Annotated in this window: 12 protein-coding genes; 4 read left to right on the forward strand and 8 right to left on the reverse strand. The window is 70.6% G+C overall.

Translation table 11 applies throughout. From position 1 onward, the window contains the following. Positions 1–16 precede the first annotated feature (16 nt). Positions 17–1,159 carry a CapA family protein gene (locus AC3IYI_RS02920; RefSeq protein WP_489408704.1) on the forward strand — a complete coding sequence of 381 codons (1,143 nt, stop codon included), beginning with the start codon at positions 17–19 and terminating at the stop codon, positions 1,157–1,159. Continuing rightward, on the forward strand, positions 1,144–1,497 hold the full coding sequence (locus AC3IYI_RS02925; protein WP_489408705.1) for an FkbM family methyltransferase: 354 nt from the start codon (positions 1,144–1,146) through the stop codon (positions 1,495–1,497). The genes AC3IYI_RS02920 and AC3IYI_RS02925 overlap by 16 nt, the downstream gene beginning before the upstream one ends. 66 nt (positions 1,498–1,563) lie before the next feature. Here the strand turns inward: AC3IYI_RS02925 and AC3IYI_RS02930 are convergent, their stop codons facing one another. From AC3IYI_RS02930 to AC3IYI_RS02965, 8 genes are all read right to left on the reverse strand, one after another. Beyond that, positions 1,564–1,884 carry a hypothetical protein gene (locus AC3IYI_RS02930; protein WP_489408706.1) on the reverse strand — a complete coding sequence of 107 codons (321 nt, stop codon included), beginning with the start codon at positions 1,882–1,884 and terminating at the stop codon, positions 1,564–1,566. Beyond that, entirely contained in the window at positions 1,881–4,757 is a 2,877-nt protein-coding gene (locus tag AC3IYI_RS02935; RefSeq protein ID WP_489408707.1) for an NHLP bacteriocin export ABC transporter permease/ATPase subunit, read from the reverse strand. The genes AC3IYI_RS02930 and AC3IYI_RS02935 overlap by 4 nt, the downstream gene beginning before the upstream one ends. Before the next feature lies 1 nt (position 4,758). Continuing rightward, positions 4,759–7,023 (reverse strand): NHLP family bacteriocin export ABC transporter peptidase/permease/ATPase subunit, encoded by a 2,265-nt coding sequence (locus AC3IYI_RS02940; protein ID WP_489408708.1) that lies wholly within the window; start codon positions 7,021–7,023, stop codon positions 4,759–4,761. Beyond that, positions 7,020–7,826, reverse strand: a complete 807-nt coding sequence (locus tag AC3IYI_RS02945) for a hypothetical protein (protein WP_489408709.1) — start codon at positions 7,824–7,826, stop codon at positions 7,020–7,022. The genes AC3IYI_RS02940 and AC3IYI_RS02945 overlap by 4 nt, the downstream gene beginning before the upstream one ends. 103 nt (positions 7,827–7,929) lie before the next feature. Further along, positions 7,930–8,169 carry a hypothetical protein gene (locus AC3IYI_RS02950; RefSeq protein ID WP_489408710.1) on the reverse strand — a complete coding sequence of 80 codons (240 nt, stop codon included), beginning with the start codon at positions 8,167–8,169 and terminating at the stop codon, positions 7,930–7,932. A 355-nt stretch (positions 8,170–8,524) separates the two neighbouring features. Further along, positions 8,525–9,124 (reverse strand): pyridoxamine 5'-phosphate oxidase family protein, encoded by a 600-nt coding sequence (locus tag AC3IYI_RS02955; protein ID WP_489411859.1) that lies wholly within the window; start codon positions 9,122–9,124, stop codon positions 8,525–8,527. 47 nt (positions 9,125–9,171) lie between these two features. Continuing rightward, entirely contained in the window at positions 9,172–10,266 is a 1,095-nt protein-coding gene (locus AC3IYI_RS02960; protein WP_489408711.1) for a globin domain-containing protein, read from the reverse strand. A gap of 1,255 nt (positions 10,267–11,521) precedes the next feature. Beyond that, positions 11,522–11,710 carry a DUF6381 family protein gene (locus AC3IYI_RS02965; RefSeq protein WP_489408712.1) on the reverse strand — a complete coding sequence of 63 codons (189 nt, stop codon included), beginning with the start codon at positions 11,708–11,710 and terminating at the stop codon, positions 11,522–11,524. Positions 11,711–13,372: 1,662 nt separating this feature from the next. Here AC3IYI_RS02965 and AC3IYI_RS02970 point away from each other — a divergent pair. Then, positions 13,373–13,777 (forward strand): aggregation-promoting factor C-terminal-like domain-containing protein, encoded by a 405-nt coding sequence (locus AC3IYI_RS02970; RefSeq protein ID WP_254385315.1) that lies wholly within the window; start codon positions 13,373–13,375, stop codon positions 13,775–13,777. 435 nt (positions 13,778–14,212) lie between these two features. Further along, a complete protein-coding gene (locus tag AC3IYI_RS02975; RefSeq protein ID WP_489408713.1) occupies positions 14,213–15,697 on the forward strand; it encodes an aldehyde dehydrogenase family protein in 1,485 nt (494 codons plus the stop codon). The last annotated feature ends 14 nt before the right edge of the window (positions 15,698–15,711 follow it).

Consider the following 15,711-nt stretch of genomic DNA (forward strand, 5'->3'; position numbering starts at 1 on the left):
GCCCTACGCTGGCAGGGTGAGTAGTGAGCTCGTGACGGTGTTCCTCGCCGGCGACGTGATGCTCGGCCGGGGTGTCGACCAGATTCTTCCGCACCCTGGTGATCCGGTCCTGGCGGAGGCGTACGTCACCGATGCCCGCACGTACGTCGAGCTTGCGGAGGCGGTCAACGGCGCGATTCCGCGGCGGGCGGCCTTCTCCTGGCCCTGGGGGGAGGCGCTGCGCCTCCTCGACGCGGCCGGGCCCGACGCCCGGATACTCAACCTGGAGAGCTCCGTCACCCGGAGCGACGACGCCGCCCCCGGCAAGGCGGTCCACTACCGGATGCACCCCGCCAACCTGCCCTGCCTGGCGGCCGCCCGTCCCGACGTCTGTGTCCTCGCCAACAACCACGTCCTGGACTACGGCCGGCGCGGACTGGCCGAGACCCTCGACTCGCTCGCCGCCGCGGGCCTGGCGACGGCGGGCGCCGGACGGGACCTCGACACGGCGCGGCAGCCCGCGGTGCTGCCCCTCCCTGGGGACCGGCGGCTGCTCGTCTTCTCCCTGGGGATGGCATCGAGCGGCATCCCACACAACTGGGCGGCCACCGCGGACCGCAGCGGCATCGACTTCGTGACCGAGGCCTCGGACCGGGCCGCGGCAGCGGTGGCCGACCGGATCCGGCGGGAGAAGGGACCCGGGGATCTCGCGGTCGTCTCGATCCACTGGGGTTCCAACTGGGGCTACGCCGTCCCGCGCGACCACGTCCGCTTCGCGCACGCACTCGTCGACGGCGGCGCGGACGTCGTCCACGGGCACTCCTCGCACCATCCGCGCCCGATCGAGGTGTACGGGGGACGCCCGATCCTCTACGGCTGCGGCGACCTGATCGACGACTACGAGGGCATCAGCGGCTACGAGCGGTACAGGGACGACCTGCGGCTGCTCTACCTCGTCTCCCTGGAACCGGACACTGGACGGCTCGACCACCTGCGCATCATCCCCCTGCAGGCCCACCGGATGCGCCTGCGCCACGCCTCGCAGGAGGACACCGCCTGGCTCCACGAGGTCCTCGCCCGCACCAGCCTCGGTTTCGGCACCCGCATCACCAGCGACGAGGACGGCACCCTCCGCGCAGAGGGGGGAAGGCTCCACAATCGAGGGTGCCGGGAAGCCTGACAACCTCACGGAACTGCACGTCAGGGCGCTGCAAGATCGACGCCGAGGGCGCCGACCTGGACGTGCTCCTGGGCGCCCGCGAGATGCTGTCCCGGCACCGGCCACGCATGATCGTCGAGTATTGGCCCCGCGGCCTGCGCCGCCTCGGCCGCGATCCCCACCAGCTGTTCGACCTCGCCGCGGAGTACGGCTACCGGCTCACCGCCCACCACCGAGGCCGGGCCGTGGTCATCAACCACGACCGCGCGAGCTTCTCCGCCTTCACCGCACACCTGGCCGGACGCAACTACGGCTACGCCAACGTGCTGTGCGTCTCCACTTCCACGATCCCGCACTGACCAACCTTTGTATCCGTGGCCGGCCCCCGGCCACCGGCGTCCCTCAGCTCTGTTGCCCGATGGCGGTCAGCGCCAGGACGACTTCGACGACGCGGTGGGGAGCATCGCGCGGACATGCGACCGGGCCGGCGTCACGGACAGCGGGTCGGTGTCCGCGCCGACCGGGGTCCGGGTCAGGTTCGGCAGTACGGCCAGGGCGGCGTCCAGGGAGGCCAGCCAGGCCCGGGCGTCGAGGAAGCCTTCCTCGGGCAGGTACCAGGCGCGCAGGGCGCGGTCGTTGTCCAGCGGGTGGTAGGCGGGGATGTCCGATGGGCTGGTCTCCTGGCATCCCAGCCCGTAGTCGGCCGCGGCCTGGGCGATGGCGGTGAACGAGGCGTCCGCGGTCATCGCAGCTGGCGGCGGACCAGGTCGTGGAACAAGCCGGCCGCGTCGGCGAGCAGCGCGGCGGGTGGGCCCTGCTGGACGACGCGGCCGTCCGACATCACGATCACCCGGTCGGCGTCCATGATCGTGGACAGCCGGTGGGCGATCACGATACGGGTGGCGCGCAGGGAGCGGGTGGATTCGATGACCACGCGCTGGGCCTCGTTGTCCAGCGCGCTGGTGGCCTCGTCGAAGAACAGGATGCGCGGCTTGCTGATGAGCGCCTGGGCGATCACCAGCCGCTGGCGCTGGCCGCCCGACACCGTGCCGCCGCCGTCGGACAGCATCGTGTGCATGCCCATCGGCATGGCCTTGATGTCCTCGGCCAGGCCCGCCAGCGCGGCGGCTTCCCACGCCTCCTCCGGCGAGAACGCCCCGGTGCCGCAGATGCAGTCGAGGATCGAGCCGGTGAAGGGCTGGGCGTTCTGCAGGACGACGCCGCACTGGCGGCGCACGGCCGCCTGGTCCAGCGCCGCCAGGTCCTGGCCGTCGTACAGCACGCTGCCCGAGACCGGCTTGTCGAAGCCGATCAGCAGGCGCAGGAGGGTGGATTTGCCGCAGCCGCTGGGACCGACGATCGCGACGAACTCCCCCTGGCGGATTTGGAAGCTGACGTCGTCCAGGACCAGCGGGCCGTCGTCGCTGTAGCGGTAGGACAGGTTCTCGGCCTCGATGGCGCCGGTCAGCTCGCCCGGCCGGGTGCTGGAGCCCGCCACCTCGGGGACCTCCCGCAGGAGCGGCTTGACCTGCTCGAACATCGGCAGCACCGCGGCAGCCGAGATGAGCGCGCCGGTCAGCTGCGTGACCGAGGACAGCAGCATCGTCAGGGCGGTGCTGAAGGTGAGGAACTCGGCGGCGGACAGGGCGCCACGGGCCGGTCCGGCCAGTAGTACGAACATCACCAGCGTGCACAGCGGAAGGTAGACCGCGCCCAGCACCGTGATGACGTTCTGTATCCGGCCGATGCGCTGCTGGAGCTCGCGGGTACGGGCGAACTCCCGCGCCCAGGCTGCGTAGGCGAAGCTCTCGGCCGCGGCGACGCGCAGCTTGGGCAGCCCCCGCAGGGTCTGGAAGGCCTGGTTGTTGAGCCGATTGCCGAGCTTGATCAGCCGTCGCTGGTAGCGCAGCTGCCACAGCCCCAGGCCCAGGAAGACCGTCGCGATGACGGCCAGCATGGCGAGGGCGGCAATCGCCAGCGGCACGCTGTAGACGAGCAGCAGCACGAGGTTCATCGTGCCCACCGCGCCCGCCTGTGCGCAGACCGAGCCGATGCCGGACAGCACGCGGCGGATGGCGCTGATGCCCATGGCCGCACCGGCCAGTTCGCCGGTGGAGCGGCCGGCGAAGAACTTCGTCGGCAGCCGCAGCAGCCGGTCCCACACCGCAGGCTGCAGGGTGGCCTCGATGCGGCCCTCCATGCGCAGGATGGAGATGTTCTGCAGCAGCATGAAGGTGGCCGAGACGACGGCGGTCGCGACGAGCGCGACGGCCGTCTGCACGATGAGGCCGTTCTCGGCATCGGGTACGTACTGGCCGAGCACCTGGCCGGTGGCGATGGGCACCAGAGCGCCCAGGACCACCGCCACCAGCCCGCCCAGGACGAGGCCGCGCAGCTCGGGGAGGGTACCGCGGACGCTGAAGCGGAGCAGCGCCGCCAGGCCCACGCGCCCGTCGGGGAGCGGGCGGTAGAACATGACGGCGCGCGGGTCGAAGGCGGCTTCGCGGCCCTTGCCGATGCGCTCGCGCGTGCCGGTGGCCGGGTCGACCGCCTCGTAGCGGCCACGCCGCCACAGCAGGGCGACCGGTGTCCCGTCCTTCTCGCGCCGGCCCACCAGGGGGCCGCTGTTCTCCCGCCACCAGGGCCCGCTGAGCTTGACCGTACGGGTGCGGATCCGCGAGGCGAGCGCGATCCGCTCGACGGGGTCCATCCGCTCGGAGGCGGAGCTCGCCTCGCCCGGTTCGGACAGGGTGATGCGGGCCTCCTGGGCGACCAGACGGCACACGGCGAAGGTCGCGTCGGCGCTCGCGCCCCGCTGGGAGCGGCCGCCGGAGCGGCCGATGGAGGCCAGCAGCGCCCGGTCCGCCTGGGTACGGGCGGCCTGACCGGCCTCGATACCGGCGGCCGTGCGGTCCTCGTGGTCGCGTTCGAGCTGCTCGATCCAGCGGTCCAGGGCGTACAGCAGCCGGTACTGCTGGTCGACCATGCCCTGCCACATCGCCGCATCGACGAGGAGGGTGCCCACGGCCTCCGTCTCGTACGCGGCTCCGTACTGGACGGCGCCGGGGGTGATCTGCATCCACAGGATGTCGTCGTCGGCCCTGCCCTGTTCGGTGGTGGCGCGGCCGTCGAGGGGTGCCCGGTAGAGCACGCGCAGGCCGCGGCCGATGCCGCGCGCGAAGGCGTCGTCGAGCGGGCTCAGTTGCGCCGCGGGGACGCCGTACGCCCCTTGGTCGGCCCACCACTGCTGGTGGGGGGCGCCGTACTCCGGGCCGGGCAGCTCCCGCAGCTCGATGCGGCGCAGCAGGCACCCCTGCAGGGGCCGGCCGACCAGGGTGTGCTCGGGTCCCTCGGCCGGGCCCAGCAGGAGCGTGCCCACCTCCAGCCTGCCCAGGAAGTGCCAGTGCCCGGCCTGCGCCGCGTCGACGGCGAAGAGGTCCAGCTCGCCGTGCACGACGAGCCACAGCACGAGCGGGCCCTCCAGTGACAAGCTGCGCAGGCCCGTGCAGTCGACCGGCGAACCCAGTCCGCCGAAGGCGGCGACGACCTCGTCGGCGTCCTGGCCCGGGACCCGGCCAGGGTGCGCGGGGGGAGCCGTGGCGTGGTGCGGGTACGTCACGTCAGTGCTCCTTGACCAGTCGGGCGTACGGGCCCTGCGCGGCCACCAGGTACTCGTGCCGCCCGCGTTCCACGACCGTGCCCCGGTCGAGCACGACGATCTCGTCGCTGTCGCGTACGGTGCTCAGCCGGTGGGCGATGACCACGCAAGCGCAGCCGCGGCGGCGCAGGTTGTCGATGATGACCTGCTCGGTCACCGCGTCCAGGGCGCTGGTCACCTCGTCGAGGACCATGATGCTGGGGCGGCGCACCAGCGCCCGGGCGATCTCCAGGCGCTGGCGCTGGCCACCGGAGAAGTTGCGGCCGTCCTGCTCGACGCGGCTGTGGATGCCGCCGGGACGGCGGGCGACCACGTCGTGGACGGCGGCGTCCTCCAGCGCGGCGACGACGGCCTCGTCCGGAATGGAGGGGTCCCACAGCGTGACGTTGTCGCGGACGGTGCCTTCGAAGAGGAAGACGTCCTGGTCGACGAAGGAGACGGAGGCGGCCAGCGCGCCGCGCGGAATGTCCTCCAGCCGCATCCCGTCGATGCGGATGGCCCCCTCCCAGGGGGTGTAGAGGCCGGAGATCAGCCGAGAGACGGTGGACTTGCCACTGCCGGAGCCGCCGACGAGGGCGACCTGCTGTCCGGGGCCGACCGAGAGCGAGAAGTCCTTGAGCAGCGGGGCGTCGAGCGGGCTGTAGCCGAAGGTGACGTGGTCCAGCTGCACATGGCCCTTGAGGCGACGGGTGCCGGCGGCGGGCTCGCGCCGTGAGAAGACCGGGTCGACGGGAAAGTTCTCGACGTCCTTGAGGCGGGCCACGTCGGCCGCGAAGTCCTGGATCCGTCCGGCGACGCCACCCAGCCGGGAGATCGGCGCGGTGAAGCTGGTCACCAGGGCCTGGAAGGCGACGAGCAGGCCGACGGAGAGATGCCCCTCCACCGCCCGCAGGCCGCCGATCATCAGGATCAGCGCACTGTTGAGCGCCGCCAGCGTGGGCGCGACGACCGCCAGCCACGCGCTGGGCACGCCGAGCCGCTGCTGCACGTCGAGGGTGACCGCGTGCTGACCGGCCCAGCGGCGGAAGAAGCCGTTCTCGCCGCCGGTGGCCTTCATCGTCTCGATGAGCTGGAGACCGCTGTACGAGGTGTTCGTCAGCCGGGCGCTCTCGGCGCGCAGCTTCTGCGTGCCGGTGGCCCTCAGGTGGATCACGATCCGCATGGCCACCACGTTGAGCAGCGCTACGGCCACGCCGAGGAGGGTGAGCTGGGGGTCGTACGTCCACAGCAGCACCGCGTAGAGCAGGACCACCACGGCGTCCACGCCCGCGGCGGCCAGGTCACGGGCGAGGGTCTCGGCGACGGCGTCGTTGGACTGCAGGCGCTGGACCAGGTCGGCCGGACTGCGCTGGGAGTAGAAGGCGACCGGAAGTCTGAGCAGGTGCCGCAGGAAACGGGCGCTGCCCAGGGTGGAGGAGATGATCCGCCCGTGCAGCAGATTGGCCTGCTGGAGTGCGGTGAGCGTCGCGGTGAGCACCAGGGTGACGGCCATCGACGCGAACAGGACGCCCAGCAGGGACGTCTGGTCCCCGATGAGGAACATGTCGATGTACGTACGGTTCAGGGCCGGCACCGACACGCCGACCGCCACCAGCAGGAGGCTGGAGATCACGACGGCGGCCGTGGTGCCCGAGGTGCCACGCAGGCGGGCCGGCATGGCACCCAGAACGCCTGGCTTGCGGCCGCCGCGGCGAAAGCCGTCGCCTGGCTCGAAGGTGAGTACGACACCGGTGAAGCTGGTGTCGAACTCGTCCATGGGAACGAACCGGCGGCCCTTCCCGGGGTCGTTGACGTATATGCCCCTGCGCCCGAAGCGGCGGCCCGTACCGTCGTAGACGACGTAGTGGTTGAACTCCCAGAAGAGGATGGCCGGGGCGCTCACTTCGGCGAGCGCGGCCAGGTCCATCTGCATGCCCTTGGCCTTCAGCCCGTAACCGCGGGCGGCCTTGAGGAGGTTGCTGGCGCGGGAGCCGTCGCGGGAGACGCCGCAGGCGATGCGCAGCTCCTCCAGCGGGACGAAGCGGCCGTAGTGGCCGAGCACCATGGCCAGGGCGGCGGCGCCGCACTCGACCGCCTCCATCTGCAGCACGGTGGGGGTGCGTACGGTCCTGGGCTTCCTGCCCTTGGGGGCGGGGGCGGGCCTGCGGCGGGTGCCGCCCTTGGGCTCGGGGCGGCGGCGGCGCCCGGCGGGGGGCAGCTCGGGCGCCCGCGACCGCGGGGCGGTCACGGCAGCAGCCAGTCGACGGGGCGCTGGGCGGCGAGGTGGACGGCGCCGGTGACCGGCGTCGTGGAGTCGACGGTGTACGGGGGTCCGTCGGCGGAGGACCACTGGTAGCCGGACTTGGTGGCGGAGGAGCGCTCCAGTTCCACGAACACCGCGACCGGGTTGCCCTGCCGGGCGAACTGTTCGGCGAGCCCGCTGTCGCCGAGGAAGCCGCTGATCTGCGCCTGCGTCTGGGGCGCGCGGCCGACCGCCTTGACGCGTCCGCGCAGCACACCAAACCGCTGCCGGGGGACGGACTGGACGCTCAGGTCGACCGGGGCGCCCACCGGGATCGTCGAGCCGCTGCCGGCCGGCACGTACAGCACGGCCACGAGCGGGTCCTGTGGGTCCTTCACGTGTTCCACGGTCGCCACGTCCGCGCCGGTCGTGACGACCGACCCCACCTTGGCGACCAGGGTCGCCAGCCGCCCGCCGATCACCGCGCGTACGGGCCGGTCGCCCTGGTCGGTACGGACGGTCAGCAGGGGCGCGCCCGGGGACAACAGCTGGCCCTCCTGGGCAAGGACCCCGGTCACCTGTCCCGCGACCGGGCTCTGCAGCACGTAACTGCCCTCGGCGTGGGTGAGGATGCCGGGTGCGCTCAGCTTGGAGGACACGGTGCCGGTGAGGGCCCAGAAGCTCGCGGCGGCCATGACGGTGACCGTGACGGCCAGTACGAGCCGGCCCTGCGGGCGCGCGAACCGTACGGGCAGATCGAGTTCCTCGGGCGATTGCAGCTTGGAAAGCGCCTTTTGACGAAACTGCACGGACTATTCCTTCAACTGCATTCGTATCGGCCGGGCACGCGGACAAGCATGAACCCCGGAGCCGTGGGGGATACTCCGGGGTTCATGGCGATAGCTGTCTCGATCAGAGACCGGCGCGACCGGTGTTCACCGAAACGCCGGTGATGCCCGAGACCAGGCCGGGGACGTGGGAGACGATGCCGGTGGCCGCCTGGACGGTGTCGAGGGAGCCCACGACGCCGACGACGTCGCTGACGTCGCTGGTCACGGCGCCGACGAGGCCACCGTTGATGCTGACGAGGCCGCCGGAAACGGCGTCCAGCTCGTTGTCGGAGATCTCGCGGGTCTCGATGTCGTTACGCATTATGCGCACCTTTCATTTGTTGGGGGGATTCCGCGGCAGCCCGCCGGCCCGAAACTCGGAAGCCATCCTTCCGCTGCCGCAGCGAGCAAGATGAAAGCACGCGAACGGGCTGCCCACCAATCCGATTGACGCCCCTTCAGGGGCATGCGCCCGCTTCATTCACCGAATAGCGACAAATTCTCCGCAAGATCGAGTAACAGATACGTGCGGCCTGACGACCGCATGGAACAAAACAGGACAAGGGAACATCAAACACAGGGGGCATATCCGGCGTATCGACGAATGGTGAACGTGGTGGACGCGCTCACGCACACGATGTGCAGATCTTCAGGAGGCTCATGTGGTGACAGGCTCATCACACCGAGTGGGCCGCGGTGAAATAGTCCGAGTCCTTGGGGCGGGCCGCGACGTGACCGGCGGGACGGGGACGGGGAGCCGGTTCCAGGTGGGGTATGAACTTGGAGCAGTGGATGTAGGCCTCCTCGATGGTGAGGTGGACCCACAATTCGGGACTGCGCCCGGGTGTGGTGTCCGTCGGTAGGCCGGGGTGGACGTGGCGCAGGTCCGCGTCGCGGTAGAGATGGGCCACGCCGTTGACGTGGAGACCGACGTGATGGTGGGTGAAGTCCACGAAGAGCATGCCGAGGTGAGGGTTCTCCGTCATGTTGCCGGCGCTGGCGAGGACGCCGTTCCCGCGGAATTCGGGGTAGGCGAGCCGGTGGTCGTCGATCACATGGACGAAACCCGGCGGCCCGGCCCGGAAGCTGGCATCGCACTCCCCGTGGGAGTCCGCGGTGGCCAGGAAGACCATGGCCTGGCGGGCGATGAATTCCCGCATCTCGGGCGTGAGGTGGGGACGTACCTGTTGATCGTAGAAGCGGGCGGCGCGTTCGGCGGTGCCCAGTTGCTGCTGCAGCAGGTGTTCACCTGCTGACCCGAAGAACGGCGGAGGCATGGTCACAAGGGGGGGCTCCTGGCAGGGCGGATGAGGGGTGGTGCGGCTCAGCGAGCGGACAGGACCGGAGTCTCGAACGGGTCGTGATGGATGTGTTCGGGCAGGGTGCCGCCGAGGGTGAGGGTCTCGCCGGCGGAGCGGACCATCTGGACCGGGCCGCTGAGAAAGGCGTCGTGCTGGTACCACGGCCCGTACTCGGCCAGGACTTCCGGCAGGGATCCCCGGATTCCGGGGATGTATTCGTCGGAGACCGCGCCCCTGATGGTCAGCCAGTGGTGCCGTTGGGACATCCGGAGCATGTCGTCGACCCCGTACAGCTCACCGCCGGTGCGGGCGCCGAGGAACAGGTCCACCTGATGGCGTCCCCCGCGGCGGGCGACCTCTTCGACGAGTGCGCGGATCGGGGCGAGACCGGTGCCGCCGGCCACGAAGAGCAGTTCGCTGTGGGTGGCCGCGTCCAGAACCATGTCGCCCATCGGGGCGCCCAGCTGGAGTACGTCGCCCGCCACCACCTGGTGCACGAGTGCGTCGCTGACCGATCCGCCGGGCACGGCGCGCACGTGGAAGGTGAGAGTGCCGTCCTCGCGGGGCGCGTTGGCGGCGGAGTAGTAGCGCCACCGCTTCGGCCACCATTGGGTCTGGACGCTCACGTACTGGCCTGCGGCGTACTCGTAGGCCATCTGGGGCCGTACGGTGATTTCGGCGATGCCGTGTCCGCGCCGGACATGGTGCACGACCGTGGCGGGCCACACGGCGGGCCTGACCGCTTCATCCTCCTCGGCCGCGCCGATCATGACTTCGGCGACCACGCCGTACGCCTTCGTCCAGGCGGCGGCGATGTCCGCCGTCCACGCGGGGCCGGCGTAGCGGGCCAGAGAGGCGAGCAGGCACTCGCCCACGGCCGGGAAGTGCGCGGCGAGGGTGCCGAACTTGCGGTGGTCGCGCCCGAGGTGCCCGCAGAAGCGGACCAGACTCTCGGGGTCGTCGACCAGGTCGACGATGCGCAGCAGCGCGCGCAGGAGCCGGCCGCGCTGGGCGTCCATCCCCGGCGGGAACATCGGACGGACTTCGGGGTAGCGGGCGAACAGGATGGCGTAGAAGTAGACCGTCATCTCCGCCGCGAGGGGCTCGACCACCGACACGGAAGCCCTGATGAGATCTATTTCGTGATCCGACAAAGGCGCTTCGACAGGCTCCGGCTCCGCGGGATGTGCGATACGTGCGGCATGGATGGGTACCGGGCGCTCCGGAAACGGGCGCGCGGACGTGCTGTTTGGACGGCCGATCCGGAACCTCAAGGGACCACCGCTCCAGTAACGGCATGGGAGTCGAACAGAGCCAACATGAGTCCAGTCCTCGCGCAGTACCGAGTCGAACGAAGCGGATGAACCGCCTCCGGATCTACCCGATCCTCAAGGAGGACCATGAAGCGGGGAAGGGATGTATCCACTAGGACTCGTGGCAAGATCTCGTCGGATTGCCCCGCCCATACGTGATACATGTGACAATTTGGGCCACATCGGCAGCTCCACGCACCCCAAACGGGTCGCGTCCAACGCTGCGCAGTCAGCAGCGAACCAGCACGGGAGCCGGCCGGCCCTCGTCTTCGCCAAGAACGTCGTCCAGGACCGCCCGCTGCCCGCGTAGCGGTCACACGGGACACCGCACGGCCGCGAAACGGGCCCCGCGGAATACCGCACGTTCCGAATGACGCTCCCCACCGGCTGATACGAGACGGCCCGGCGCCCGACCGAGGCCGGGCACACCATCTACGTCGGGGCACGCGACGGCCAACGGACCTCACACTTCGGCCTCGAGGCGCAACAGGGGGGAGCAAGTACTTCACTCTGCGATCCGCTGATCCCGCCGCCCTCTGGCACGCCGTGCCCCGGTTCGGCAACCCGGCCGAGCCGGAATTCTGATTCGACCAGGCCACCGCCCTTCTACCGCAATTACGACGGCCTGGGCGCCACCATCGGGATCTTGATGCGCAGGTCCCGCTCGGCACTGGGCCGGGCGGGCGGCTCCGCACCACGGGCCGGGAGACCCGTCGCCGCACCTGGGTTTGGGGTCAGACCCACGCGTTTCCTCCGGCAGGCATTGACCTCGTCGCCATCTTCAGCACCCTCGCCTGTCATGCCTGCCGATGGAGGATGCTGCGCACTGTGTTGCGTGAGTGGCCGGACAGGCGTGCGATCTCGACTTCCGTGAGGCCTGCTTCTTTGGCTTCGGTGATCAGCGTGTCGCCGCGTGCACGGCGTGCCGCCGTCGCCCGGCCATGACTCGCTCGTCACCACCGGTCGTACGGTGAGCGCTTGGACGCAAAACACCGGCCGACGCTCCCTCGCGCACAGAAGATCGCAGGGGCAGCCGCCGGCCGGTAGATGTGTGGAGCGGTCACATGGGGTCGATGCCCCCGCTGCCCCGGTCGCTCTCCTTCTTGCTCTGGTCCAGGATCCGTTGGGCCTTGTCCTTCAGCCGCTGGCGCTCCGCCGGGTCAGTGGCCCGCTCCGCCGCCTTTTCGAACTTCTGTGCCTGTTCGCGCATCTGCTGGGCACGGCTACCGGGCTCGCCTGCAACGCTCATGATCGCTCCTGGGATCTAAGGGGGAGAGCGGATGCCACCAGCGAATCAGCACCTCCACCGCCGCGCATCCTGAACGGTTACCCACGGCCATCACCGCAGCACAGACCACGTGGAGAAAGTCACCCGCGCGACGCACTCCACCGCCCCTCAGCGGCAGTCCAGCTGCCGCTTGCCGCTCACGCCTGCAGTCGCCGGCCAGTCACCGAACCGGAACCAAGGTCGGCCTACTGCGGCTACTGGCCGTTCGGATCCTCCCCCGAGGGTCGCCAACGACCGTGTCGTGCCCGTGGCTGCTATTGCCCCAGGCCGGCGTTGATCAGGTACTCGGCCTTCCTCGGAGAGCCTTCGACGCCGCTCGTCTTCGGTCACCTGCCGCAGTTCCCCGGGCAGTGCGAGCTCGGTGCGCAGGATCGTCGTTCTGGGCACCGGGACCCGCCGGCCCGGCTTCTCCGTGAACGGCTGGAGTTCCGCCTACAGGGTGTGCGCGTCGTCCGACGTGCCACGCCGCAGTGAGAGGAGCACCCGGGCAAGCCAGTCAGCTGGAATCCGCACCATGAGGTCAGTCATACCGGGGCAACGATTCACGCCCTCGCTCGTGACGGCTGACGACCCGCACGGCCCACGATGCCACCATCCGGCTCCGCGCCCTCAAGGACAACGGCGACTTCGAGGAGTACTGGACCCTCCACCTCGCCCGCGAACACGAACACGAACATCTCTACCCCACCCCCGACCAGCACGATTACCACCTCACGGCCTAGCAAACGATGTTCCCTCAGCGGGAGCTGAACCCAATGCCGATGACCCCGGCCTGACCGCCGGCGTCATCGCCTGCTCCGGTGGATTCAGGCCTTCGGGTTCCTCGAGGGCTGAGGTCGTTCACGGGCCTCTCCCGCCGGGTCGGAGGCGTCAGGATCAGCATCCGCCGCGCGTCGCCGCGGGGCTCTGGCGCCATGCCGGGCGGGTTCGGATGGCGCCCGGATGGGGAGCCGCAAGCCGAGCCGCCACCGCGGTTCCGGCGCAGGCGAAGAAAGCTCGAGGGTGACAGGGAGTCGGTCGGTGAGCCCGGCCCCGCCGAGGAGCTGGTGGGGGCGTGGTGGTGCGGTATTTCCTCGGGTCGCCGACGCTCGGCCGGGCGTCGGCGGGTCATGGGGATCGGGTGCCATGGTGCTGGAGGCGCTGCGGCGGGCGATACGGAAAGCTGCCTTCGACGCGCCCGTTTCCTTCGATCCGGGGGCGGATCCGGCCGCAAACCTTTCCCTGAAAGAGATACGGGCGCACACGGAGGGTGAGACCTGGCCCCTTCGGCGGTGACCCGCCCCACAGGACCCAGGTCACATACGAACCGGCATAGTAGTCCTTAAGCGGCCCCTACCAGCCCCCTCACACCGCCTCCCACCTGCCCAGATACCGACCCGGCCGCCGGGGGGCCGTTCCGGCCCGCCTGCGAGGACCACTAGTAAGAGGGGTCGTCGCCAGGGCCCTCGAACCCCCGGTAGAACTGGATGAGTCGCAGGGCGGACGGAGACTCCCCCGGGTTCACACCCGGATTCACCCCCGGTCTCCCGCTCCCGCCGACGAACCCCTCTCCTTCGCGTGAGTGGCTCACGCATGTCTTCGGCATGCCTGCGACCGCCCCTGTCCCCTTCGGAAGGTCCATCCGTGTCCAACGCAGTCATCCGCCGCATCGCCGCATCCAAGAAGACCCTCGCGGGCACCGTCCTCGCCCTGGGCGTCGCCGGTTCCATGCTTGCCGCGGTTCCCGCGCAGGCCGCCCCGATGAGTGCCAAGGCGATCGCCCAGCAGATGATCAAGGACCCGGCCCAGTTCGCGGCGTTCAACAACATCGTGTCCCGCGAGAGCGGCTGGGACCACACCGCCACGAACTCCTCTTCCGGCGCGTACGGCCTGGTCCAGGCCCTGCCAGCCTCGAAGATGGCCTCGGCGGGCTCGGACTGGAAGACCAACCCGGCCACCCAGATCAAGTGGGGCCTGGACTACATGAACTCCCGCTACGGCAGCCCCGAAGGCGCCTGGACCTTCTGGCAGAACCACCACTGGTACTAAACCCACCAGCGGCAGCACGCGCACGAAAACGCTCGGCCGGGGCTTCCCAGCCGAGCGTCTTCCGCCGATCCCACCCAAAACGGCCGCTCCGGCACCGAACCCCGTCGCGCACCGAGCCTTCCTCGGCACCGACGCCTCCTGGAAACGGTCCCGGCCTCTGCCCTGGTGGGCCGCCTCGTTGACGCGGCCCACCGCGTTTTGACCACGGCGCCGTCGGCGCCACCCGCGTTTCCCGGTCGCGGCCGTACGCGCCGCCCGTCCTCCGAGGGCATTCGATATGCCCCGATCTATCCCGTACCCCCTCGGAGTGACGGGGAGTGACTCCCGTCACTTCCGGTGACGGATAGCACATGGCTTCCATGGACCGGGGCAAGCGGGAACAAGCAACACCACTGCGGGTAAGCCGCGGTGCCGAAATCGGAGGTACACCGAGTCGTGTCCGAGCAGACGACCATCCACATCGCAGGGACCTGGCGTTCCGCGGTATCAGGAGCCACCCGAGAGGTCCTCGACCCGGCGGACGCCACGGTCCTCGCCGTCGTCGCCGAGGGCGGCATCGCGGACACCGACGCGGCCGTCAGTGCCGCCCGCGCGGCCTTCGACGGCGGGGAGTGGCCCCAGACCCCCGTCCTGGAGCGGGCCGCACTGCTGCGCCGCACCGCCGACCTGCTCCACCGCGACCGCGAACGCCTCGGGCTGCTGGAGAGCCGCGACGCGGGCAAAACCCTGGAAGAGGGCCGCGTGGACGTGGACTGCGTCGCAGACGCCTTCCGCTACTTCGCCGACCTCGTCGCCGGCGAGAGCGCGGGCCGCGTGGTCGACGCCGGCACCCCCGACGTCCACAGCGTCGTCGTCCACGAGCCCGTCGGGGTCTGCGCCCTGATCACCCCGTGGAACTACCCGCTCCTCCAGGCTTCCTGGAAGATCGCCCCTGCCCTCGCCGCGGGCAACACCTTCGTGCTCAAGCCCAGCGAGATCACCCCGCTGTCCACGGTGGCCCTCATCGGCCTGCTGGCGGAGGCCGGACTGCCGGCCGGCGTCGCGAACCTGGTCACCGGACCCGGCGACCCCGTCGGCGCGCGCCTCGCCGCCCACCCCGACGTCGACCTCGTCTCCCTCACCGGCGGTCTCACCAGCGGTACGAAGGTGATGCGCGCGGCCGCCGACTCCGTCAAGAAGGTCGCCCTCGAACTCGGCGGCAAGAACCCCAACGTCGTCTTCGCCGACGCCTGCGCCACCGAGGAAGGCTTCGACACCGCCGTCGACCAGGCTCTCAACGCCGCCTTCATGCACAGCGGCCAGGTCTGCTCCGCCGGCTCCCGGCTCATCGTCGAGGAGAGCGTCGCCGAGCGCTTCGTCGCCGAACTCGCCCGCCGGGCCGACCGGATCCGCCTCGGCCGCGGCACCGACCCGGCCGTGGAGTGCGGACCGCTGGTGTCCGCCGCCCAGCGCGAACGCACCGAGGAGTACGTGGCCTCCGCCCTCGCCGAGGGAGCCGTACTCCGCTCCGGCGGCGAACGCCCCGACGGGCCCGGCTACTTCTACCGGCCGACCGTGCTGGACCGCTGCCACCGCGGGATGCGCGTCGTACGGGAGGAGGTCTTCGGGCCGGTCCTGACCGTCGAGACCTTCCGTACCGAGGCGGAGGCCGTCGCGCTCGCCAACGACACCGAGTTCGGCCTCGCCGGCGCGGTGTGGACCTCCGACCCGGGCCGCGGCCGCCGCGTGGCCGGCCGGCTGCGCCACGGCACCGTCTGGATCAACGACTTCCACCCCTACCTCCCGCAGGCGGAGTGGGGCGGCTTCGGCAAGTCCGGCATCGGGCGCGAACTGGGCCCGTCGGGCCTGGCCGAGTACCGCGAGACCAAGCACGTGTACCAGAACCTCGCCCCGCGCCCCGTGCGCTGGTTCGCGGGCTGAAGGAGGAGCAGAGC

The organism is Streptomyces sp. GL_148, assembly GCF_057834205.1.

Excerpts from the sequence above, each read along its gene's own strand:
- AC3IYI_RS02930 (WP_489408706.1), bottom strand. The coding sequence starts at position 1,884 with ATGACCGCGGACGCCTCGTTCACCGCCATCGCCCAGGCCGCGGCCGAC.
- AC3IYI_RS02950 (WP_489408710.1), bottom strand. The coding sequence starts at position 8,169 with ATGCGTAACGACATCGAGACCCGCGAGATCTCCGACAACGAGCTGGAC.
- AC3IYI_RS02955 (WP_489411859.1), bottom strand. The coding sequence starts at position 9,124 with ATGCCTCCGCCGTTCTTCGGGTCAGCAGGTGAACACCTGCTGCAGCAG.
- AC3IYI_RS02965 (WP_489408712.1), bottom strand. The coding sequence starts at position 11,710 with ATGAGCGTTGCAGGCGAGCCCGGTAGCCGTGCCCAGCAGATGCGCGAA.